Annotated in this window: 21 protein-coding genes; 12 read left to right on the forward strand and 9 right to left on the reverse strand. The window is 61.2% G+C overall.

From position 1 onward, the window contains the following. Positions 1-60: 60 nt before the first annotated feature. The 3 genes from YA0848_RS16095 to YA0848_RS16105 all read right to left on the reverse strand — a co-directional run bounded on the left by YA0848_RS16095 (position 61) and on the right by YA0848_RS16105 (position 1,767). Positions 61-309 (reverse strand): BrnA antitoxin family protein, encoded by a 249-nt coding sequence (locus tag YA0848_RS16095; protein ID WP_034114783.1) that lies wholly within the window; start codon positions 307-309, stop codon positions 61-63. Beyond that, a complete protein-coding gene (locus YA0848_RS16100; protein ID WP_034138911.1) occupies positions 287-565 on the reverse strand; it encodes a BrnT family toxin in 279 nt (92 codons plus the stop codon). The genes YA0848_RS16095 and YA0848_RS16100 overlap by 23 nt, the downstream gene beginning before the upstream one ends. 77 nt (positions 566-642) lie before the next feature. Continuing rightward, positions 643-1,767, reverse strand: coding sequence for a GNAT family N-acetyltransferase (locus YA0848_RS16105; protein WP_184315801.1), 1,125 nt, complete (start codon positions 1,765-1,767; stop codon positions 643-645). 284 nt (positions 1,768-2,051) lie between these two features. Here YA0848_RS16105 and YA0848_RS16110 point away from each other — a divergent pair, with 284 nt between their 5' ends. Next, the gene (locus tag YA0848_RS16110) at positions 2,052-3,374 is read left to right on the forward strand and encodes a putative porin (RefSeq protein WP_034099652.1); all 1,323 of its coding nucleotides are present in this window, start codon (positions 2,052-2,054) and stop codon (positions 3,372-3,374) included. A gap of 107 nt (positions 3,375-3,481) precedes the next feature. Here YA0848_RS16110 and YA0848_RS16115 read toward each other — a convergent pair whose 3' ends face one another. The 5 genes from YA0848_RS16115 to aceK all read right to left on the reverse strand — a co-directional run bounded on the left by YA0848_RS16115 (position 3,482) and on the right by aceK (position 11,467). Next, the gene (locus tag YA0848_RS16115) at positions 3,482-3,727 is read right to left on the reverse strand and encodes a zf-HC2 domain-containing protein (protein WP_034099654.1); all 246 of its coding nucleotides are present in this window, start codon (positions 3,725-3,727) and stop codon (positions 3,482-3,484) included. Next, positions 3,721-4,335 (reverse strand): RNA polymerase sigma factor, encoded by a 615-nt coding sequence (locus tag YA0848_RS16120; protein WP_034114785.1) that lies wholly within the window; start codon positions 4,333-4,335, stop codon positions 3,721-3,723. Before YA0848_RS16120 ends, YA0848_RS16115 begins: the two co-directional genes overlap by 7 nt. 16 nt (positions 4,336-4,351) lie before the next feature. Continuing rightward, complete coding sequence (locus YA0848_RS16125; RefSeq protein WP_034099658.1) at positions 4,352-5,473, reverse strand: beta-ketoacyl-ACP synthase III; 1,122 nt, start codon at positions 5,471-5,473, stop codon at positions 4,352-4,354. Positions 5,474-5,739: 266 nt separating this feature from the next. Beyond that, the gene (hrpA, locus tag YA0848_RS16130) at positions 5,740-9,651 is read right to left on the reverse strand and encodes an ATP-dependent RNA helicase HrpA (RefSeq protein ID WP_198712269.1); all 3,912 of its coding nucleotides are present in this window, start codon (positions 9,649-9,651) and stop codon (positions 5,740-5,742) included. 100 nt (positions 9,652-9,751) lie between these two features. Beyond that, positions 9,752-11,467: a bifunctional isocitrate dehydrogenase kinase/phosphatase gene (gene aceK, locus YA0848_RS16135; RefSeq protein ID WP_099311955.1), complete on the reverse strand. Its 1,716-nt coding sequence runs from the start codon at positions 11,465-11,467 to the stop codon at positions 9,752-9,754. Positions 11,468-11,662: 195 nt separating this feature from the next. Here aceK and YA0848_RS16140 point away from each other — a divergent pair, with 195 nt between their 5' ends. The 3 genes from YA0848_RS16140 to YA0848_RS16150 all read left to right on the forward strand — a co-directional run bounded on the left by YA0848_RS16140 (position 11,663) and on the right by YA0848_RS16150 (position 15,058). Further along, a complete protein-coding gene (locus YA0848_RS16140; protein ID WP_034114788.1) occupies positions 11,663-12,559 on the forward strand; it encodes a DMT family transporter in 897 nt (298 codons plus the stop codon). A 68-nt stretch (positions 12,560-12,627) separates the two neighbouring features. After that, positions 12,628-13,419: a CPBP family intramembrane glutamic endopeptidase gene (locus tag YA0848_RS16145; RefSeq protein ID WP_034138919.1), complete on the forward strand. Its 792-nt coding sequence runs from the start codon at positions 12,628-12,630 to the stop codon at positions 13,417-13,419. Between the two features lie 73 nt (positions 13,420-13,492). Further along, positions 13,493-15,058, forward strand: a complete 1,566-nt coding sequence (locus YA0848_RS16150) for a methyl-accepting chemotaxis protein (RefSeq protein WP_040269076.1) — start codon at positions 13,493-13,495, stop codon at positions 15,056-15,058. A 93-nt stretch (positions 15,059-15,151) separates the two neighbouring features. Here the strand turns inward: YA0848_RS16150 and YA0848_RS16155 are convergent, their stop codons facing one another. After that, positions 15,152-15,844, reverse strand: coding sequence for an alpha/beta family hydrolase (locus YA0848_RS16155; protein ID WP_047881290.1), 693 nt, complete (start codon positions 15,842-15,844; stop codon positions 15,152-15,154). 78 nt (positions 15,845-15,922) lie between these two features. Between YA0848_RS16155 and ccoN (YA0848_RS16160) the strand changes: the two genes are divergently transcribed. The 8 genes from ccoN (YA0848_RS16160) to YA0848_RS16195 all read left to right on the forward strand — a co-directional run. Further along, complete coding sequence (gene ccoN / locus YA0848_RS16160; protein ID WP_034138921.1) at positions 15,923-17,347, forward strand: cytochrome-c oxidase, cbb3-type subunit I; 1,425 nt, start codon at positions 15,923-15,925, stop codon at positions 17,345-17,347. Between the two features lie 10 nt (positions 17,348-17,357). Beyond that, positions 17,358-17,966, forward strand: coding sequence for a cytochrome-c oxidase, cbb3-type subunit II (ccoO, locus tag YA0848_RS16165; RefSeq protein ID WP_034099669.1), 609 nt, complete (start codon positions 17,358-17,360; stop codon positions 17,964-17,966). Between the two features lie 3 nt (positions 17,967-17,969). Beyond that, positions 17,970-18,176 (forward strand): cbb3-type cytochrome oxidase subunit 3, encoded by a 207-nt coding sequence (locus tag YA0848_RS16170; protein WP_034099670.1) that lies wholly within the window; start codon positions 17,970-17,972, stop codon positions 18,174-18,176. Next, positions 18,173-19,120 (forward strand): cytochrome-c oxidase, cbb3-type subunit III, encoded by a 948-nt coding sequence (ccoP, locus tag YA0848_RS16175; RefSeq protein WP_034114792.1) that lies wholly within the window; start codon positions 18,173-18,175, stop codon positions 19,118-19,120. The genes YA0848_RS16170 and ccoP overlap by 4 nt, the downstream gene beginning before the upstream one ends. A gap of 387 nt (positions 19,121-19,507) precedes the next feature. Next, positions 19,508-20,950, forward strand: coding sequence for a cytochrome-c oxidase, cbb3-type subunit I (ccoN, locus tag YA0848_RS16180; protein WP_040269079.1), 1,443 nt, complete (start codon positions 19,508-19,510; stop codon positions 20,948-20,950). Beyond that, complete coding sequence (ccoO, locus tag YA0848_RS16185; protein WP_003193167.1) at positions 20,950-21,558, forward strand: cytochrome-c oxidase, cbb3-type subunit II; 609 nt, start codon at positions 20,950-20,952, stop codon at positions 21,556-21,558. The genes ccoN (YA0848_RS16180) and ccoO (YA0848_RS16185) overlap by 1 nt, the downstream gene beginning before the upstream one ends. A 6-nt stretch (positions 21,559-21,564) precedes the next feature. Beyond that, a complete protein-coding gene (locus YA0848_RS16190; protein ID WP_169902472.1) occupies positions 21,565-21,750 on the forward strand; it encodes a cbb3-type cytochrome oxidase subunit 3 in 186 nt (61 codons plus the stop codon). After that, on the forward strand, positions 21,747-22,385 hold a 639-nt coding region (locus tag YA0848_RS16195; RefSeq protein ID WP_198731376.1), incomplete at its 3' end, for a cbb3-type cytochrome c oxidase N-terminal domain-containing protein. The genes YA0848_RS16190 and YA0848_RS16195, both read left to right, overlap by 4 nt.

A 22,385-nucleotide genomic window follows, 5' to 3' on the forward strand; every position in this document is an offset into this window, starting at 1 on the left:
CACGATGGGCCGGGGCAGCCCTGCCGATACAGGGCAGGGCTGCATTCAATAGAGGCTGACTTAACCCTGATGGGCCTGCATGTATTGACGCAACAATTGGTTGATCCGTGTCTGGTAGCCCGTACCCTGACCTTTGAACCACTCAAGAACGTCAGCATCCAGCCGAATAGTCACCGCCTGTTTTACAGGCACACGTAACTCCGCACGTCGGAAAAATTCGGCGTCCAGCTCAGGGATGTCGCTGGTATCGATTTCTTTATCTTTCATCTTGGCCAGGCGCTCCCAATCAGTTTTGGATGTTTGCGTCATAGTATTTGGCCTCCTTCTTAGTTGCCTTTCGGGCGGAGATGATACGAATCACATCACCACACCGCTCGGTGTATACGACTACACCCATTAACCGTTTTATCCAGCCAATACAGATCCAACGCTCTTCCCCATAATCCGCTCGATCATCGCGCAAGGCCAGCATCGGATGGCGAAAAATATCGGGTACGTCATTGAAATCGATTCCGTGCTTGGAAATATTGACCTTGTTTTTTGATTCATCCCATTCAAAACGCATGGCAATGCCTGTATGCACTTTTGTACATACAAAATAGCCAATTTTACAGTTCGTTTGCCGCGACGCGCACGAACGGCTTACGCCTGCCGATACGGCAGCGCCGCCCTCGCTTCTTCGGCATAGGCCAAAACGCCTACCCCTTCACGCTCGAGAAAATCCTCCACCGCCTTTTTCAAGCCCGGATGCCGCAGGTAGTGCCATGACCGCGTGATCACCGGCTCGAACCCACGGATCAGTTTGTGCTCACCCTGGGCACCGGCGTCGAAACGTTGCAGGCCTTGGGCGATGGCGTAGTCCATGCCCTGGTAGAAACAGGTTTCGAAATGCAGGCGGTCGAATTCCGCCAGGCAGCCCCAGTAGCGGCCGTAGAAGCTGTCGCCGCCGATCAGGCTGAAAGCCATGGCCACTGGGCGTGTGCCCTGCTTGGCCAGTACCACGCGGATTGCCTCGGGCATACGTTCGGCCAGCAGGCTGAAAAAGGCGCGAGTCAGGTACGGCGCCTGGCGACGGACTGCATAGGTGTTGGCGTAACAGGCGTAGACAAAATCCCACTGCGCCTCGCTCAGTTCGTGGCCTTGCAGCCATTCGAACTCGATGCCCTGCCCCGCCACTTGCTCGCGTTCCTTACGCATCTGCTTGCGTTTGCGCGAACTCAGGGCGTCGAGGAAATCCTGAAAGTCGCGGTAGCCGCGGTTCTGCCAGTGGAATTGACAACCCAGGCGCTGCAACCAGCCCGGTTGGCCGGCCAAGGCCTCATCAGCCAACCCGTCGGTAAAGTTGATATGCGCGCTGGAAAGCCCTTCGATTTCCAGGTAATCGGGCAGGCTGTTGAGCAGCTCGAAACCATCCTCGACGCTGGCGGCTAGGAAACGCGGGCCGCTTACCGGGCTGAACGGCACGCCTACCAGCAGTTTGGGGTAGTAATCGATACCGGCGCGCTCACAGGCATCGGCCCAGCCGTGATCGAACACGTACTCGCCATAGGAATGCCATTTGCGATAACCGGGCAGCGCCGCCACCAGTCGATCGCCTTCCCAGTGCAGCAAATGCTCCGCTTGCCAGCCTGACTGCGGGCCCAGGCTGGCACTGTCCTCCAAAGCGCTGAGGAAGGCATGTCGCACAAAGGGCTGGGCGCTCGGCAGCAGCGCATCCCATGTCTGCGGGGCGATTTCGGACAGGCTGTCCAGGCGTTGCAACGGCATCGGCATCCTCACTACATCATGGCGTGAAAGCTTCGCGAGTATCGCTTATCGCCGCGACCAGCACACCCTTGAATCGCCGGACAGGGCTCTAAACCAATAGTTCCACGCCCGAACAATTTGTCACTGACATGACATTACTTTGCCACTGTTCCGTCATAAACCACCGCGATACTGACGCCTGTTTTTAGAGCGCCTGGTTCTAGCAGGCGGTTATTTTTTCCGTCCGTCAACGGTCGGTTGTGTCCTGGATGGTTTGCCATCCCTCCCCACTTTCGGAGATTGATATGCGTCTTGCTTCCACTAAAACTGCGGCGGTCCTGTGTGGCGGCCTGTTGCTGGCCTTGAGCGTTCCGGCCAGCGCCGCAGTCGACGCTAAATTGCTCGACATGCTCAAGGCCAACGGCCAGATCACTGCGGCGCAGTACACCGAACTGCAAACCGAGTTGGCCAAAGACCAGAAAGAACAGCAGATCGCACGGCAAGCTCAACAAGAGACCAACGAACAGATCGCGGCCACCGCCAAGAAAGCCAACGAACTGAGCGTGTTCGACCAGAAGCTGGCCTGGGCCGCCAAGACGCAGTTCAAGGGTGATGTACGCTTCCGCCAGGAAACCATCAAGATCGACGGCGAACCCAACAACGGCGGGCGTGACAAGGATCGTCAGCGCATCCGTGCCCGCCTGGGCGCTTACACCGAGATCAACCCGCAAGTGGACACCGGCATCCGTATCGCCACCGGCGGCGGCGACGATGCGCGCTCCACCAACCAGGATCAGGATGGCTACTTCGACAAGAAGTCGATCTGGCTGGACCTGGGCTACATCGACTACCACCCCGACCAGATCAAGAACCTGCACGTGATCGGCGGCAAGATGCTGCAACCGTGGGTCAACATGGGCGATGTGATCTGGGATAGCGATATCAACCCTGAAGGCCTGGCCCTGACCTACAAGTACCCGCTGGGCAGCAGCGCCGAGCTGTTCGGCAGCATCGGTAACTACAACCTCAAAGACAACGTCGACGGCGACGGCGTGCAATTCCGCCACGACCTGCGCCTGACCGCCGGCCAGTTGGGCTCGCGTTTCTCGCTGACCGACAACCTGAAACTGACCGTGGGCGGCAGCGTCTACGCCTATCAGAACGATGAGGACAGCCGCTGCACCACGACCACCACGCCGTGCGCGCTGGCGGTCAACGGTAACTCGGCCAACGAAGAGTTCCGCCTGTACGAAGGTTTCAGCCAACTGGACATCGGCGGCCTGGCCGTACCGCTGTCGCTGTACGGTCAATACGTGAAAAACAACGACGCCTCCACCGATCAGGACACCGCCTGGTTGCTGGGCGCCAAGTCCAAAGTGTTCGGTTTCAACCTGGACTACAACTACCGCGACACCCAGCGTAACGCCGTGGTCGGCGCCTTCACCGACTCGGACTTCGCCAACGGCACCACCGGTTCGCGCGGTCACAAGTTCAAAGTGGGTTACGACATCGACAAGAACTTCGCGGTCGGTGCCACGTACTTCCTGACCAAGGCGGATTTCTCCAGCCGTACCCAGCGCGACGCCGACACCAACACCCTGCAGTTGGATGCCGAAGCCAAGTTCTGAAGCTAGGCGTTGTAAGCCTTGGGCCAGGAAGGCCCGAGGTGGTTGTCACAGTCTGGCGTGGGCGGGGCGATCCCCATCATCCGTTCGGCTCACCCACGCGAGCCTGTTTATTTCCCGTCTTTGCGATCCTTGCGCCGCTCGTCAGCGAGCCGCTGCGCCAAGGCATCCACATTCTTGACCGGCGCGTCGGGCATCATCTTCAAGGTGGCTTGCATCAGGCGCATCTGGCGGATAAACCGGCGGCAGTTCGCGCAGAACATCAAGTGATGACGCACCATCAGGCGCTCGCGAAAGGTCAATTGCCCATCGAGATAATCACTGGAACGTGCCACTTGTTCTTTACAGGTCAGCATTCGCCGGTTTCCTCAAAATGCTCCACCGTGGCGAAGACTTTAAGCCGTGCCCGATGCAACAGCACTCGCACATTGGAGAGCGAGAGGGTCAGCAGATTACAGATTTCTTCCAACGCCAGGCCCTGGCGTTCGCGCAAGACCAACACACTGCTTTGCAGCTCGGACAAGCTCAGCAACGTATGTTCCAGGCAGTCGCGCAGCTCGTCCTCGGTGAGTAACGCCTCCGGCGTGTCCTGGTGCCAGGCATAAGGGGCGACGGCCCAGTGACCGTCATCGGGGCTGAAACGGTCGTCGCCGATGGTGCCGTGGGGCGAAGGCAAATCGTCGAGCAGCACCTCCCGACGATTCTGCTTGTAACGGCCCTTGGCGGCATTGGCGGTGATGGTCAGCAACCAGGTCTTGAGGCTGGAACGCCCCTCGAACTTCGCCAGGTTGCGCACCACCGACAGCCAGGCGTCCTGTACCACTTCATCGGCATGGCGCTGGCCGACGATGGCATAAGCCACCGCCCGCATCGCGCTCTGATAGGTGCTCACCAGTTCTTTGTAGGCCTGCTGCTCGCCCTTGAGCAGGCGTTCAAGCAGGTGCGCGTCGTCCGCTGCAGCCATTAAAGACTCCGGTTATTCAGCGCTTGCGCAGGATGACACTGCCGATCGAATAACCCGCGCCGAACGAACTGAGCACGGCAACCGAGCCCTTGGGCAAGTCGTCCTGGTAAGTGTGAAACGCAATCACGGAACCGGCCGAACTGGTGTTGGCGTAGGTATCGAGAATCACCGGCGCCTCTTGCACCGTGGCTTCGCGACCCAGCAGTTTCTTCACGATCAGGTGGTTCATGCTCAGGTTGGCCTGGTGCAGCCAGAAGCGCTTCACATCCGCCACATTCAGCTGGTTTTCTTGCAGGTGCACGCCAATCAGTTCAGCGACCATCGGGCATACGTCGCGGAACACCTTGCGGCCTTCCTGCACGAACAGCTTGTCCGGCGCACCGATGCCTTCCGGCGCCGCGCGATTGAGAAAGCCGAAGTTGTTGCGGATGTTGTTGGAGAACTTGGTCAGCAGCTTGGTGCTTACCACGTCGAATTGATGCTCGGAGGTGGCCAGGTCGGCACGCTCCAGGATCACCGCCGTGGCAGCATCGCCGAAGATGAAATGGCTGTCGCGGTCACGAAAGTTCAGGTGACCGGTGCAAACTTCCGGGTTGACCATCAGGATCGCCCGGGCCTGGCCCAGCTGGATGCTGTTGGCGGCATTCTGGATGCCGAACGTAGCGGAAGAACAGGCCACGTTCATATCGAAACCAAAGCCTGCGATACCCAGGGCTTCCTGGACTTCAATGGCGATGGCCGGGTAAGCGCGCTGCAGGTTGGAGCAGGCGACGATCACACCGTCAATGTCGGCGGCGGTCTTACCGGCGCGTTGCAGGGCCTGTTCAGCGGCACCGACGGCCATCTGGCAGAGCACCGACCACTCGTCGTTACTGCGCTCCGGCAGGCTCGGGGTCATGCGCTGGGGGTCGAGAATGCCGTCCTTGTCCATCACGAAGCGGCTTTTGATACCCGATGCTTTCTCGATAAAGGCCGCGCTGGACTCGGTCAGCGCTTGCACATCGCCGCGCTCGATGGCAGCGGCGTTGTCGCTGTTGAACTGATGCACGTAGGTATTGAAAGACTGCACCAGCTCTTCGTTGGAGATGCTGTTGGCCGGGGTGTACAGGCCAGTGCCGCTGATGACGACGTTATGCACGGTCGTTCCTCTAAATCTGTCAGGCAGAAGATATTGGTACCGTCGTACCAAACTGTAAGTAGTCCGATTCCGCACCGCGGACACCAAACTGGCATCGCTTTATTCCATCGCGCCGCAGACTTCTGCGACGATCCCGGCATTTATAGCGGCGAAGTTTGCCACAAACACCGGGATTTGGCGCCATCTGCCAGCGGGTTTCAATAGGAGGGGGGGGCACGCCCCCCTCTCCTATTTTGATCCGCCTGCCTGGCTGACCGAAAAAAGGATCAGGCCTCGACCAGGCTCCACTGCTTGCTCAATCGCTTGTCGGAAATCGGCACCTTGGTTCCAAGCTGTTGGGCAAACAGTGACACGCGGTATTCCTCCAGCCACCAACGGTAAAGCTCCAGTTGCGGGTCGCGCTTGCCTTCTTGGGTGTGTTTGTTCAGGCGGTTCTGGTACTGCGTCCACAGGCCGCTGAGTTCACCGCTCCACACTCGATCTTTCTGTACCTGGCTCGGTAGCTTCTCCAGACGCAATTCGATGGCCTTGAGGTAGCGCGGCAGTTCCTTGAACCATTGCGCCGGCGTTTCACGTACGAAGCCTGGGTACACCAGGTTGCTCAGTTGCTGTTTGATGTCGTTCAACGCCACGGCCTGGGCCAGATCGATCTTGCCTTTGAAGCGCTTTTGCAGGCCGTGCCAGAGTTTCAGCACATCCAGGGTCAGGCGCGCCAGGCGCTCGGCGTGTTCGGTCCAGCCGCTGCGCTTGCGCTCGGCCAGGGCCGCCAGGCCGGCGCCGTCGCGCGGCAGGCTGGCTTCGCCTTCCAACACACAGCTGTCGAGGCTGGCCAACAGGATGTCTTCGACCAGAGCGTCGATACGCCCCAGTTCGCGGTACATCAGCCCCAGTTCGGTAAGACCAGGCAACTTGCCGCGCAGGAATTTTGCCGGTTCCGCCAGCTGCTGCATCAAGAGGCGCTGCAAAGCGCGACGGTGCTGGAACTCTGCCTCGGCGGCGGTTGAGAAACGCCCTTCCTTGACCGTGCCGTTCTCTTCCACCAGCGCCGGGTACACCGTCATGGACAGCCCGGCGATGTTCTGCTGGGTCTTCTCGGCCACCGCCGCGAACACCTTGGCCTCCACCGGTTGTTGGCTTTTCGCGGTCTGCGGCACGGCGAGCGCGGCTTGGCTGGCTTCGGCGAAGCGTGCGGTCAGTTCGGCCAGGTCGCGCCCTTCACCGAGGAACTTGCCCTGGCCGTCGACCACTTCCAGATTCATCTTCAGGTGGTTTTCCACCTGCTGCGCCGCTTCTGCCCAGGCTTCGTCACTGACCCGCGCACCGGTCATGCGCAACAGTTCGCGCCCCAGCGCCTGGGGCAGCGAGCCCTGGCCGAACTCGATACGTTGCAGCGCGGCCTTGACGAAGTCCGGCACCGGCACAAAGTTCTTGCGCAACGCTTTGGGCAGGTTGCGCACCAGCGCGATGCACTTGGCTTCGATCAAACCTGGCACCAGCCATTCCAGGCGCTCGGCGGGCAACGCCGGCAACAGCGGCGCCGGCACGCGCAAGGTCACACCGTCGCGCGGGTGGTTGGGTTCGAAGTGGTAACTCAAGGCCAGGGCCAGATCGCCCAAGTGCAAGGTGTCGGGGTAATGCGCGGCGGTGACTTCGCTGGCCTCGCGGGCCAGCACGTCCTCCTCGCGCATGATCAGCAATTGCGGATCTTTCTGGCTGTTGATCTTGTACCAGCTGTCGAAGGTCGCGGTCTGGTGGATTTCCGCCGGCAAGCGCGCGTCGTAGAAGGCGTACAGGGTTTCTTCGTCGGCCAGGATATCGCGACGGCGGGCCTTGGCTTCCAGGTCGTCGAGCTGCTCCAGCAAGCGCTGGTTGGCGCTGAGGCACCTGGCGCGGGACTGAATCTCGCCGCGCACCAAACCTTCGCGGATAAACAATTCCCGTGAGACGACCGGGTCGACCGGGCCGTAATGCACCGGCCGGCGGCCGACCACAATCAGCCCGAACAGGGTGATTTGCTCAAAGGCCACGACCTGGCCGCGCTTCTTCTCCCAATGGGGCTCGAAGTGGTTCTTCTTGATCAAGTGCCCGGCCAACGGCTCGATCCAGTCGGCGTCGATCTTGGCCACCATGCGCGCATACAGCTTGGTGGTTTCCACCAGTTCGGCGGTCATCAGCCATTGCGGGCGCTTTTTGCCGATGCCCGAGGACGGGTGGATCCAGAAGCGCCGCTGACGCGCCCCGAGGTAATCGCCGTCTTCGGTCTTCTGGCCGATCTGGCTGAGCAGACCAGACAACACGGCTTTGTGCAGTTTCGGGTAGTCCGCCGGGTCTTTATTGATGGCCAACTGCATATCGCGGCAAATCAGGCTCAACTGCCGATGGGAGTCGCGCCACTCGCGCAGGCGCAAATAGTTGAGGAAGTTTTTGCGGCACCAGTTGCGCAGCGGGCTGGCGGTCAGTTCCTGGCGCTGCTCTTCAAAGCCGCGCCACAGATTGACCAAGCCGGCGAAGTCCGAATCCGGGTCTTTCCACTGCGCGTGGGCCTGGTCGGCGGCCTGTTGGCGCTCCGGTGGGCGCTCGCGCGGGTCCTGGATCGACATGGCACTGGCGACGATCAGCACTTCCTGCAAACTGCCGAGCTTGGCCGCTTCCAGTAGCATGCGGCCCATGCGCGGGTCCACCGGCAGGCGCGCCAACTGGCGGCCCAGTGGGGTCAACTGGCTGTTTCGGTCCACCGCCGACAGCTCTTGCAGCAGATTGAAACCGTCACTGATGGCCTTGCCGTCCGGCGGTTCGATAAACGGGAAGTCGGTAATTTCGCCCAGGCGCAGGTGCAGCATTTGCAGGATCACCGCGGCGAGGTTGGTGCGCAGGATTTCCGGGTCGGTGAATTCCGGACGGCCGATAAAATCCTCTTCGCTGTACAAACGCACGCAGATGCCCGGCTCAACCCGACCGCAGCGGCCCTTACGCTGGTTGGCGCTGGCCTGGGAAATCGCTTCGATGGGCAGGCGCTGCACCTTGGCGCGGTAGCTGTAGCGACTGATGCGCGCCGTGCCGCTGTCGATCACATAGCGAATGCCCGGCACCGTCAGCGAGGTCTCCGCGACGTTGGTCGCCAGCACCACGCGACGGCCAGGATGGGATTGGAAAATCCGCTGCTGCTCGGCCGGCGACAGGCGCGCATACAACGGCAGAATCTCGGTGTGCTTGAGCTGGGCCTTGCGCAGCATGTCGGCGGCGTCGCGAATCTCGCGCTCGCCCGGCAGGAACACCAACACGTCGCCGGGGCTACGCCGTTCGCTGCGCTCGTAGGCGGCGATTTCATCGAGGGTGGCGAGGATCGCCTGGTCGACGGTGAGGTCGTCCTCGACACGGTTGCCCTCCTCGTCCTGCTCCAGGGTCAGCGGGCGGTACCAAGTCTCCACCGGGAACGTTCGGCCCGATACCTCCACGATCGGCGCATCGTCGAAGTGCTTGGAGAAGCGCTCCAGGTCGATGGTGGCCGAAGTGATGATCACTTTGAGGTCGGGGCGACGCGGCAACAGGGTCTTGAGGTAGCCGAGCAGGAAGTCGATGTTCAGGCTGCGTTCGTGGGCTTCGTCGACGATGATCGTGTCGTAGCGTTCCAGATAACGGTCGTTCTGGGTTTCCGCCAGCAGGATGCCGTCGGTCATCAGCTTGATCAGGGTGTTGGCGTCGCTCTGGTCTTCGAAACGGACCTGGTAACCGACCAGCGCGCCGAGGGGCGTGGCCAGTTCTTCGGCGACGCGGCTGGCCACGCTACGCGCGGCGATCCGGCGTGGCTGGGTATGGCCAATCAGGCCGTACTGGCCGCGACCGATCTCCAGGCAGATCTTCGGCAGTTGGGTGGTCTTACCCGAGCCGGTTTCGCCGGCAATGATCAACACCTGGTGCTTGCTCAGCGCGGCCTTGATCTCATCGCGCTTGGCGGCGATGGGCAGGCTGTCGTCATAGCGGATCACTGGCAGGCTGGCGCGCCGCGCCGTCACCTGGGCACAGGAGGCCTGCATGCGCGCGACCCACTGCGCCAACTTTTCCTCGTCGGGTTTCTTGCGCAGCTCAAGCAACTGCCGGCGCAAGCGGTGGCGGTCGGCGAGCATGGCGTGATCGAGGTTTTTGAGCAGTTGGTCGATAGTGGGCGCTTGGTCAGTCATCTGGTACGTGAGGGCCGTCTATTTATGCAGGGCGCCGATTGTGGCAGAAAAGCGGGGGTTAGCGGCAAGCTTCAAGCGGCCAGCAAGGGCCGCTTGAAGCTTACGGCTGGCCCTTTCTCCTGTAAGGAAACACATCGATCACCTTCCCCGCCCGAATCGCCTCTTGCAGGCCCTTCCAATAATCCGCGTTGTACAACTCGCCATGCAGTTCATTGAATAGCTTGCGCTGGCCGATGTCGGCAAACAGGAACGGCGGGAACTCCTCCGGGAACACGTCCAGCGGCCCGATGGAGTACCAGGGCTCGGAGGCCATTTCATCCTCGGGTGTACGCGGGGCGGGAATGTGGCGGAAGTTGGCCTCGGTGAGAAAGCAGATTTCGTCGTAGTCGTAGAACACCACGCGGCCGTGACGGGTGACGCCGAAGTTCTTGAGCAGCATGTCACCGGGGAAAATATTCGCCGCCGCCAACTGCTTGATGGCCAGGCCGTAATCCTCCAGGGCTTCGCGTACCTGTGCGGGGTTGGCGTTTTCCAGGTAGAGGTTGAGCGGAGTCATGCGCCGTTCGGTCCAGCAGTGGCGGATCAGCACGGTGTCGCCTTCCACTTCGACGGTACCGGCGGCCACGTCCAGCAGTTCGCCCAGGCAATCAGGGTCGAACTTACTCAAAGGAAAGCGAAAATCGGCGAACTCCTGGGTATCGGCCATGCGCCCCACGCGGTCGACGCTTTTAACCAGGCGGTACTTTTCGATCACGGTGGCGCGGTTGACGTTTTTCGACGGTGAGAAACGGTCCTTGATGATCTTGAACACGGTGTTGAAGCCCGGCAGGGTGAACACGCTCATGACCATGCCGCGCACGCCGGGGGCCATGATGAACTGGTCGTCCGTGGTGGCCAGGTGGTTGATCAGCGCGCGGTAGAACTCCGACTTGCCGTGCTTATAGAAACCGATGGAAGTGTACAACTCGGCAATGTGCTTGCCCGGCAGAATGCGCTTGAGAAACCCGACGAATTCCGCCGGCACCGGCACATCCACCATGAAGTAGGAACGGGTGAACGAGAAGATGATCGACACCTCGGCCTCATCGGTGATCAGCGCATCGATGCGGATGCCCTGCCCTTCGCGGTGCAGCAGCGGAATCACCAGCGGCCATTGCTCATCGCGGGTATAGATGCGCCCGACCAGGTAGGCCCCTTTATTGCGGTACAGCACCGACGAAAACAGCTCGACTTTGAGGTCCGGGTCTTTGCATACCCAGTCCGGCAAGTTCTCCCGCAGTTGAGCTTCGAGTCGGTGCAAGTCGGCCGCCAGGTCGGCGTAGGGCTCGCTGAAGCGGTAGTCCTCGACGATCTGCGCGAGCATCTCGGCAATCTGCCCGGCCGGCGCGTAGACACGGGTTTGCGCCGCGCGCGCGCGGCGCAGGCTGGGCCGGGTGGTGTGGATAAACATGCAGCCGTCGCTGATCAGGTCGTGGCTGAACAGGCCGCAGAAGATCGAGTTGTACCAGGTCTCGGACAATTCATCGTCGAAACGCAGGTCGATCAGGCCGATATAGGCGCTTTTCACCAGAGGCCACAGGTCGATGTCCAGCAGATCGGCGGCCTCGAACCCAGCGCGCAGCCGCGTGGTGACTTCGCCGACCTTTTCTTCATACAGGTTGATCCGCGCCGCCGATGCCGCTTGGCCCAACTGCCATTGGGCCTTTTCGAAACGCTCGCGCGCACCATCGGTGATCTGACGAAAGTGTTCGCGGTAGTCATCGAAGCCCTCAAGGATGGTGCGGGCGATGGCAAGGGCGGGCGTGGGCTGCGACATGCGGGAAACCTCGAACGGGCATCGGGAAGCCCTGAGCTTAGCCAGTGCGGGAACCCAGGAGAAGAAGGATTTTCGGCGCAGTTGGATTCAATCAGACAAAAAACCAGTGCGCACCCTGCCGTCACTGTAATCAGGGATTGTGCCGCGCAGGCCGCTGGGCAACACTCGCCGGCTTATTCGCGTAGGAAGTTTTCCGTGAGACCTGTCGACACCCTCTACCTGCTGGGACTGGCCGCTATCTGGGGCGCGAGTTTCTTGTTTATGCGCATCATTGCGCCGGAAATCGGTACGCTGCCCACCGCGTTCTTCCGCGTATCGATCGCCGCCGCCGGCTTGCTGGTAATGCTGGCCGTGATGCGGGTGAAATGGGATTTCCAGGGTAAATTCAGAACCGTCCTGCTGCTGGGGGTGATCAATTCCGGGATCCCCGCCACCATGTACTCGGTGGCCGCCCAAGTGCTGCCGGCCGGCTATTCGGCGATTTTCAACGCCACCACGCCGCTGATGGGCGTGTTGATCGGCGGGTTGTTCTTCAGCGAACGCCTGACCCCGTCGAAAATCGCCGGCGTGTGCCTGGGCCTGCTGGGCGTGGCCGTGCTGACCCGCGCCGGGCCGGTGGCATTCGACCTGCCCCTGCTGATGGGTGCCCTCGCCTGTCTGCTGGCCACCACCTGCTATGGCTTTGCCGGGTTCCTGGCACGCCGCTGGCTGGATCGACGCGGCGGCCTGGACAGCCGCCTCGCCGCTCTAGGCAGCATGCTCGGTGCGACCTTGTTTCTACTGCCATTCTTCGCCGTCAGTGCCCTATATCAGCCACCGGCCAGTTGGGGCGGTTGGCAGGTCTGGGCATCGCTGCTGGGGCTTGGATTGGTGTGTACGGCATTTGCCTACGTGTTGTACTTCCGCTTGCTGACGGCCATCGGGCCGGTGCGCTCGATGACCACCACATTCCTGATCCCGCCGTTTGGCGTGCTGTGGGGCGCGTTATTGCTGGATGAGCCGCTGTCCATGGCTCATCTATATGGTGGGGTGTTGATCGCGGGCGCGCTGTGGCTGGTATTACGGGTAGGGAAACTGGCCAAGACCTTGTAGGCAGGTTTCATGCGGGGAGCCAGGGACGGTCGTTATACTGCCGCCCGGTATTTTCAAGGATTCCTCCCATGCTGACCCTGCCCTGGCTGTACCTGGCACTGCTTTCCATCGGCTATGTAATGGCCCTGGTTTACGGACAATTGGGTGCACTGGCGTTGGTGTCAGTCGCCCTACTGCTGGTCGCCGGCTATGCCGTGCGCCAACAACACACACCCTGGGCGCGCTACCTGGGCCACGGCCTGTTTATCGTATTGGCGCTGGGCCTGGCGATGCATTGGTTGCCGGGCTTCTATAACGGCCGCGGGATCGACCCGCAACGCTTCACCCCCGATGCAGTGCCGTTCTCGATGTACCTGAATCAGGACAAACCTCTGATCGGCTTCTGGCTGCTGCTGGCCTGCCCCTGGATCGTGGCGCGGCGCGCGTTGCGCCTGTCGATCTGTGTCACCGCCCTAGCCTTGACCCTCACCGCCATCGCGGCCCTGGGCGGCGCGGCGCTGCTTGGCATCATCAGTTGGGCACCGAAATGGCCGGATCCGGCGTGGCTGTGGGTGCTCAATAATCTGCTGTTGGTCACGCTGGTGGAAGAAGCGCTGTTCCGTGGCTACATTCAAGGCGGCTTGAGCCGGCGCTTCAAGCACCTGCCCTATGGCGACAACCTCGCGCTGTTGTTGGCGTCGCTGCTATTCGGCCTGGTGCACCTGGGGGCGGGGTGGCACTGGGTGCTGCTGGCGAGCATTGCCGGGGTCGGTTACGGCTTGGCATACCGGTTTGGCGGCCTCGGGGCGGCGATTGCCACGCACTTTGGCTTGAACCTGCTTCACTTCGGCTTGTTTACCTATCCGATGCTGGCCGGTTGATTGTTGCAAAAATAAGTTAAATAAACCCCCGTGCCGGTCGATACCCCCTGAAAGCCTTGCGGATTGAACAATCATGCGTAATAACCAGCCCGTTACCCAGCGCGAACGTACCTTCCCCGCTCAGCAACGGTTGATCTCCACCACGGATGCCAAGGGCGTGATCACTTACTGCAACGACGCGTTTGTCGAGATCAGTGGGTTCAGCCGTGAAGAACTGCTGCGCGCCCCGCACAACCTGGTACGTCACCCGGATGTTCCGGCGGCAGTGTTCGCGCACATGTGGACGACGCTCAAACAAGGCTTGCCATGGATGGGCATTGTCAAGAACCGCTGCAAGACCGGCGATCATTACTGGGTGAATGCCTATGTAACGCCGATTTTCGATGGCAACCAGGTGGTCGGCTACGAATCGGTGCGGGTCAAACCCACCGCCGAGCAGATCCGCCGGGCCGAAGCGCTCTACCAACGCATCAACCAGGGCAAGTCGGCGATTCCACAGCGCGACAAGTGGCTACCGGTGCTTCAGGACTGGGTGCCTTTTATTCTGGTGAGCCAGTTGAGCTTTATGATTGGGGCCTGGCTTAACTCCCACTGGGGTTTTGCCTTGGCCGCGGCGCTGTCGGTGCCCTTGGGCCTGCTGGGCCTGAGCTGGCAACAGCGCGGCCTCAAGCGCCTGCTGCGCCTGGCCGAGCAGACCACGTCCGACCCGTTGATCGCGCAGATGTACACCGACAGCCGTGGCGCCCAGGCGCGTCTGGAGATGTCGATCCTCAGCCAGGAGGCGCGTCTGAGGACGTGTCTGACCCGCTTGCAAGACACTGCCGAGCACCTCAACGATCAGGCGTCGCAGTCCAATACCCTGGCGCATAACAGCTCCAGCAGCCTGGAGCGCCAGCGCGTCGAAACCGAACAAGTGGCCACCGCCGTCAACCAGATGGCCGCGACCACCCAGGAAGTGGCCAGCCACGTGCAGCGCACCGCCGATGCCACCCAGGAAGCCAATCGCCTGACCGGTCGCGGCCGCGATATCGCCGGGGAAACCCGCGAGGCGATTCAGCGCTTGTCCACCGCCGTGGGTGAAACCGGTGTCACCGTGACCCAACTGGCCAAGGACAGCGATGAAATCGGTGGCGTGGTCGATGTGATCAAAGGTATTGCCGACCAGACCAACCTGCTGGCGCTGAACGCCGCCATCGAAGCGGCGCGTGCTGGGGAAATGGGTCGCGGCTTTGCCGTAGTGGCCGACGAGGTTCGCCAACTGGCGCAACGTACCGCCGAGTCTACCGGGCAGATCCATACCTTGATCGCCAAGCTGCAACAAACCGCCAGCGCGGCCGTGCAGACCATGGATGCCGGGCATCGTCAGGCCGAAGAAGGCGTGGCACGGGTGATGGAAGCGGATCAGGCACTGGTGGGCATCAGCGAGGCGGTGGCGCACATCACCGATATGACCAGCCAGATCGCCGCCGCGACCGAGGAGCAAAGCTCGGTGGCTGAGGAGATCAGCCGCAATATCAGCACCATTGCACTGCTGGCCGATCAAACCTCGGAACAGGCCCTGAACTCGGCGCAACTGAGCGAAGACCTGACCCACACAGCTAATAGCCAGTATTCCTTGGTCGAACGTTTCAACCGATAGACCGCTATCGGGAGCAAGCCCCCTCCCACAGTTAACCGCGTACATCCCTTGGAATGCGGTCGAATGTGGGAGGGGGCTTGCTCCCGATTGGCCCTAACAGACGCTGAGAAACTCAGCCACCTGCACGGCCGCAGCCTCCAAATGCTGCTCATGCGTAAACCCCGAAGCCTTCAACGGCTTCAAGTCATGGTCCCCCGCCTCCAGCCACATCACCTCGATACTCGGCGATAACGCATAAGTCTCTACCGCGGCCCGATTACCCAAAGCATCGCGCTCACCTTGCACGATCAAGGTCGGGGTCTTCAGCTCGGCCAAATGTTCGACCCGAGGCTTCTGCGGCTTGCCCACTGCATAAAACGGATACCCCAGGCACACCAACCCATCGGCGCCCAGTTCGTCGGCCACCAGACTGGCCATGCGCCCGCCCATGGACTTGCCACCGATGGCCACAGACCCAGCGACATGACGCCGCACCTCGGCATACACCTCACGCCAGGCCTGCAGCAGTTTCGGTGCCGGGTTAGGTGGGCGTTTGCCGCCGTCGAGCCGGCGCTGAGCCATATAGGGAAACTCGAAGCGCAACACGTTCACGCCTTGTGCGGCAAGGCGTGCAGCCATGTCGTTCATAAAGGTTGAGTCCATTGGCGCGCCGGCGCCGTGGGCCAGGATCAGCGTGATCGGCCCGCCCGAGGGCGCGTTGGACGCGACATTCCACAACCAGCCATGTTCCCGCGCACACTGCGCCCATTGATCCCCGTCAATACTGGCCTTGTGCTCTTTGCCCATGCTTGCCTCGCTATTTAGTCTGCCTATAACTCCAGCCCAAGTGCCGCTCGGCTTGGGTTGAACCGTGGATGGGGAACCATGAACACTACATTAAGTACCGCCTATAACTACAAGGTGGTCCGCCAATTCGCCATTATGACGGTGGTGTGGGGCATCGTCGGCATGGGGCTCGGGGTTTTTCTCGCCGCCCAATTGGTTTGGCCCGCGCTCAACTTCGATTTGCCCTGGACCAGCTTTGGCCGTTTACGCCCATTGCATACCAACGCGGTGATCTTCGCGTTCGGTGGCTGTGCGCTATTCGCCAGCTCCTTCTACTCGGTGCAGCGCACCTGCCAGACCCAGCTGTTCGCGCCGAAACTCGCCGCGTTCTGCTTCTGGGGCTGGCAGCTGGTGATCCTGCTCGCCGCAATCACCTTGCCGCTGGGCTACACCAGCTCCAAGGAATACGCCGAGCTGGAATGGCCGATCGACATCTTGATCACCATCGTCTGGGTGGCCTACGCCATTGTGTTCTTCGGCACCGTGGCCAAGCGCAACACCAAGCACATCTACGTCGGTAACTGGTTCTTCGGTGCGTTCATCATCACCGTGGCCATCCTGCATATCGTCAACAACCTGGAAATCCCGGTCAGCCTGACCAAGTCCTACTCGCTGTACGGCGGTGCGACGGATGCCATGGTGCAGTGGTGGTATGGGCACAACGCGGTAGGCTTTTTCCTCACCGCCGGTTTCCTCGGCATGATGTATTACTTCGTGCCCAAGCAAGCCGAGCGTCCGGTGTACTCCTATCGCCTGTCCATCGTGCACTTCTGGGCGCTGATCACCCTGTACATCTGGGCCGGCCCGCACCACCTGCACTACACCGCACTGCCGGACTGGGCACAGTCCTTGGGCATGGTGATGTCGCTGGTTCTGCTGGCGCCAAGCTGGGGCGGCATGATCAACGGCATGATGACCCTCTCGGGCGCCTGGCATAAATTGCGCAGCGACCCGATCCTGCGCTTCCTGGTGGTGTCCCTGGCGTTCTACGGCATGTCGACCTTCGAAGGTCCGATGATGGCGATCAAGACCGTCAACTCGCTCTCCCACTACACCGACTGGACCATCGGCCACGTACACGCCGGCGCTCTCGGTTGGGTGGCGATGATCTCCATCGGCGCGCTGTATCACATGATCCCGAAAGTCTTCGGCCGCGAGCAGATGTACAGCCTTGGCCTGATCAACGCGCACTTCTGGCTGGCCACCATCGGCACCGTGCTCTACATCGCCTCGATGTGGGTCAACGGCATTGCCCAAGGCCTGATGTGGCGTGCGATCAACGACGACGGCACCTTGACCTACTCCTTCGTCGAGACCCTGGTGGCCAGCCACCCAGGCTTCATCGTACGGCTGGTGGGCGGCGCGGTGTTCCTCAGCGGCATGTTGCTGATGGCTTACAACACATGGCGCACCGTGCGCTCGGCACAACCTGTCGAAGCCGCCCCTGTCGCGCAGATGGCCTGAGGAGTCAGTGATGAAACACGAAACGATTGAAAAGAACGTCGGCCTGATGATGCTGCTGATGGTGCTCGCCGTGAGCATCGGCGGCCTGACCCAGATCGTCCCGCTGTTCTTCCAGGACGTGACCAACAAGCCGGTCGAAGGCATGAAGCCCTACACCGCGCTGCAACTGGAAGGCCGCGACATCTACATCCGCGAAGGCTGCGTGCAATGCCACTCGCAGATGATCCGCCCGTTCCGCGCCGAAACCGAACGCTACGGCCACTACTCGGTCGCCGGCGAAAGCGTGTGGGACCACCCGTTCCTGTGGGGCTCCAAGCGCACCGGCCCGGACCTGGCGCGCGTCGGCGCACGTTACTCCGACGACTGGCACCGTGCGCACTTGTACAACCCGCGCAACGTGGTGCCTGAGTCGAAAATGCCGGCCTACCCGTGGCTCGTCACGGCCCCGGTCGACAGCAGCCACACCGAGACCAAGTTGAACGTAATGCGCACCCTCGGCGTGCCGTACACCGACGACGACATCAAGGGCGCCGTGGCCAGCCTCAAGGGCAAAACCGAGATGGACGCGCTGGTCTCGTACCTGCAAGTGCTCGGCACTGCCATCAAGAGCAAGAGGTGAGCCATGGGATTTGAATTCGATGCGGGCACCATCCGCGGCCTCGGCACGCTGGTGGTCGCCATCGCCTTTATCGGCTTGTCGCTGTGGGTGTTCAACAATCGGCGCAATGCGGAATTCGAGCAGGCGCGCCTGCTGCCGTTCGCCGACGAGCCCACCGCCCCCCCATCCGACGCTCAAGAAGAGCCTGCAATAAGGAGCACTCGGCCATGACCCTATTTTGGAGTACATGGATCTGCGTACTGACCATCGGCAGCCTGATCGGGCTGACCTGGCTGTTGATCTCCACCCGCAAGGGCGAGACCAAAGGCAGTGTCGACCAGACCATGGGCCACGCCTTCGATGGCATCGAGGAATACGACAACCCCCTGCCCCAGTGGTGGTTCATGCTGTTCGTCGGCACCTTGGTGTTCGCGGTCGGCTACCTGATCCTCTATCCGGGCCTGGGCAACTGGAAAGGCGTGCTGCCGGGCTATGAAGGCGGTTGGACCCAGGCCAAGGAATGGGAAAAGGAAATGGCCAAGGCCGATGCGAAATTTGGGCCGATCTACGCCAAATTCGCGGCCATGCCCGTGGAAGAAGTAGCCAAAGACCCACAAGCGCTGAAAATGGGTGGCCGCCTGTTCGCCTCCAACTGCGCGGTGTGCCACGGCTCGGATGCCAAGGGCGCGTACGGCTTCCCAAACCTGGCCGACAACCTGTGGCGCTGGGGCGGCTCTGCCGAGGCGATCAAGACCACCATCATGAACGGTCGCCACGCGGCGATGCCGGCCTGGGGTGAAGTACTGGGCGAAGACGGCGTGAAAAACGTCGCGGCCTATGTGCGCCACGACCTGGCCAAGTTGCCGCTGCCGGCCGATAGCACCGCCGATCTGGCCGCTGGCCAAGCCACCTTCAACACCACCTGCGTTGCCTGCCACGGCCCGCAAGGCCACGGTGTGGAAGCCATGGGCGCGCCTAACCTGACCGAACCCGCCGGTTTCATCTACGGCACCGGCCTGGCGCAATTGCAGCAGACCATCCGTCACGGCCGTCAAGGCCAGATGCCAGCGCAGGAAGCCCTGCAAGGCAATGACAAAGTGCACCTACTGGCGGCTTACGTGTACAGCCTGTCCCACAACGCTGATGGCGCAAAGCCAGAAAGCCAAGCGCAATAACCACACAAGGCCGCCCCGCCCGGGGCGGCCGCTGCTTCGTCTGTAGGAGCGGGCTTGCTCGCTCCCACACCGACCGCCCTACGCGACCAAGTGTCGCACCCGTCTAAAGCAAACCTTTCCCCTCCTCCCATTCGGGTCTACGCTTGCTTGCACAGTGGACCGATCCTGGTGTACGCGACGAGTCACGTTGCGACCTGCAAAATTTCCTGTCCACTCGATCAGCTTTCCATTTCGGATTTTGTCCTTACGCCAAACATGGAAAGGGCGCAGAATCTGGCGTGGAACGCATTGATACAGGTCAGTCATTGCGTTGCAATGACCCCTCGCTTTCTACATACTTGCGGCCGATTTTTACCTATAAAAAAACCTAAACCGTGGAACCTTAGAATGAGCACAGCAATCAGTCCGACTGCTTATAACTATAAGGTAGTCCGCCAGTTCGCCATCATGACGGTGGTCTGGGGGATCCTTGGCATGGGGCTCGGGGTCTTCATCGCCTCGCAACTGGTCTGGCCGGAATTGAATTTCGACCTGCCCTGGACGACCTTCGGTCGCCTGCGCCCGCTGCACACCAACCTGGTGATTTTCGCCTTCGGCGGATGTGCATTGTTTGCCACCTCCTACTATGTCGTGCAGCGAACCTGCCAGACGCGACTGATCTCCGATGGCCTCGCCGCTTTCACCTTCTGGGGTTGGCAAGCGGTCATCATCGGCGCCATCGTCACCCTGCCGTTGGGTTACACCACCACCAAGGAATACGCCGAGCTGGAATGGCCCATCGCCATTTTGCTGGCCGTGGTCTGGGTGACCTACGCTGCGGTGTTCTTCGGCACCATCATCAAGCGCAAGACCAAGCACATCTATGTGGGCAACTGGTTCTACGGCGCGTTCATCCTGGTGACGGCGATGCTGCACATCGTCAACCACGCGTCGTTGCCGGTCAGCCTGTTCAAGTCCTATTCAGCTTACTCGGGCGCGACGGATGCAATGATCCAGTGGTGGTACGGGCATAACGCCGTAGGCTTTTTCCTCACCACCGGCTTCCTGGGGATGATGTACTACTTCGTGCCGAAACAGGCCGAACGCCCTATCTACTCCTATCGCCTGTCCATCGTGCACTTCTGGGCGCTGATCACCCTGTATATCTGGGCCGGTCCGCACCACCTGCACTACACCGCGCTGCCGGACTGGGCGCAATCCCTGGGCATGGCCATGTCGATCATCCTGCTGGCGCCAAGCTGGGGCGGCATGATCAACGGCATGATGACCCTCTCGGGCGCCTGGCATAAATTGCGCACCGACCCGATCCTGCGCTTCCTGGTGGTGTCCCTGGCGTTCTACGGCATGTCGACCTTCGAAGGTCCGATGATGGCGATCAAGACCGTCAACTCGCTCTCCCACTACACCGACTGGACCATCGGCCACGTTCACGCTGGCGCCCTCGGTTGGGTGGCGATGATCTCCATCGGCGCGCTGTACCACATGATTCCCAAACTGTTCGGCCGCGCGCAGATGCACAGCGTCGGGCTGATCAACACGCACTTCTGGCTTGCAACTATCGGCACCGTGCTCTACATCGCCTCGATGTGGGTCAACGGCATCACCCAGGGCCTGATGTGGCGTGCGATCAACGATGACGGCACCCTCACCTACTCCTTCGTCGAAGCGCTGCAAGCCAGCCACCCGGGCTACATCGTTCGTGCCCTGGGCGGTGCGTTCTTTGCCGCCGGCATGCTGTTCATGGCCTACAACGTGTTCCGCACCGTGCGGGCCTCGGACCCCGTAGAAGCTGAAGCCGCCGCCAAGATCGCCGTTGTGGGAGCCCACTGATGAAGCATGAAGTAGTCGAGAAGAATATCGGCCTGCTGGCCTTCTTCATGGTCATCGCCGTGAGCATCGGCGGCTTGACCCAAATCGTCCCGCTGTTCTTCCAGGACGTGACCAACAAGCCGGTCGAAGGCATGAAGCCGCGCACCGCCCTTGAACTGGAAGGCCGCGACGTCTACATCGCCAACGGCTGCGTGGGCTGCCACTCGCAGATGATCCGCCCGTTCCGCGCCGAAACCGAACGCTACGGCCACTACTCGGTCGCCGGCGAAAGCGTGTGGGACCACCCGTTCCTGTGGGGTTCCAAGCGCACCGGCCCGGACCTGGCGCGCGTGGGCGGGCGTTACTCCGATGACTGGCAACGTGCGCACCTGTACAACCCGCGCAACGTCGTGCCCGAGTCGAAAATGCCGGCGTACCCGTTCCTCGTGGAAAACAAGCTCGACGGCAAGGACACCGCGAAGAAGATGGAAGTCTTGCGCACCCTGGGCGTGCCCTACACCGACGAAGACATCGCCGGTGCCGCGGCTGCCGTGAAGGGCAAGACCGAAATGGACGCATTGGTGGCCTACCTGCAGGGCCTGGGCACCATCATCAAAAGCAAACGGTGACTCTTCATGGATATCGGGATGATTCGTGGCGTGGGCACCGTTGTGGTGATGGTGGCCTTTGTCGGCCTGGCGCTGTGGGTGTTCAGCCCCAAGCGCAAGTCGGAGTTTGACGACGCAACCATGCTGCCCTTTGCGGATGACCCCGAAGCCATCAAGCACGTCGAGCAAGCTTCTAGGAGTAACAAAGAATGACTACGTTCTGGAGTCTGTACGTCACAGTCCTCAGTCTGGGTACCATCTTCGCCCTGACCTGGCTGCTGCTGTCGACCCGCAAGGGCCAGCGCGCCGAGCAAACCGACGAAACCGTCGGCCACTCGTTCGACGGCATCGAGGAGTACGACAACCCGCTGCCCAAGTGGTGGTTCATGCTGTTCGTCGGCACCATCGTGTTTGCCCTTGGTTACCTGGTGCTGTACCCGGGCCTGGGCAACTGGAAGGGTCTGCTGCCGGGCTATAACTACCTCGACAACGACAAGCAAACCCCCTTCGCCAACGGTCAGACCGGCTGGACCGGCGTGCACGAATGGGAGAAGGAAATGGCCCGCTCGGACGCCAAGTTCGGGCCGATCTTCGCCAAATTCGCCTCGATGCCGATCGAAGAAGTTGCCAAGGACCCACAAGCGCTGAAAATGGGCGGCCGCCTGTTCGCCTCCAACTGCTCGGTGTGCCACGGCTCCGACGCCAAGGGCGCCTATGGTTTCCCCAACCTGACCGACGCCGACTGGCGCTGGGGCGGCGAACCTAACACCATCAAGGAAACCATCCTCAAAGGCCGCCACGCGGTGATGCCAGGCTGGGCCGAAGTGATTGGCGAACAAGGCGTGGCC

The sequence above is a fragment of the Pseudomonas sp. S4_EA_1b genome, assembly GCF_016307435.1.
Classification (GTDB): Bacteria; Pseudomonadota; Gammaproteobacteria; order Pseudomonadales; family Pseudomonadaceae; genus Aquipseudomonas; species Aquipseudomonas rhodesiae.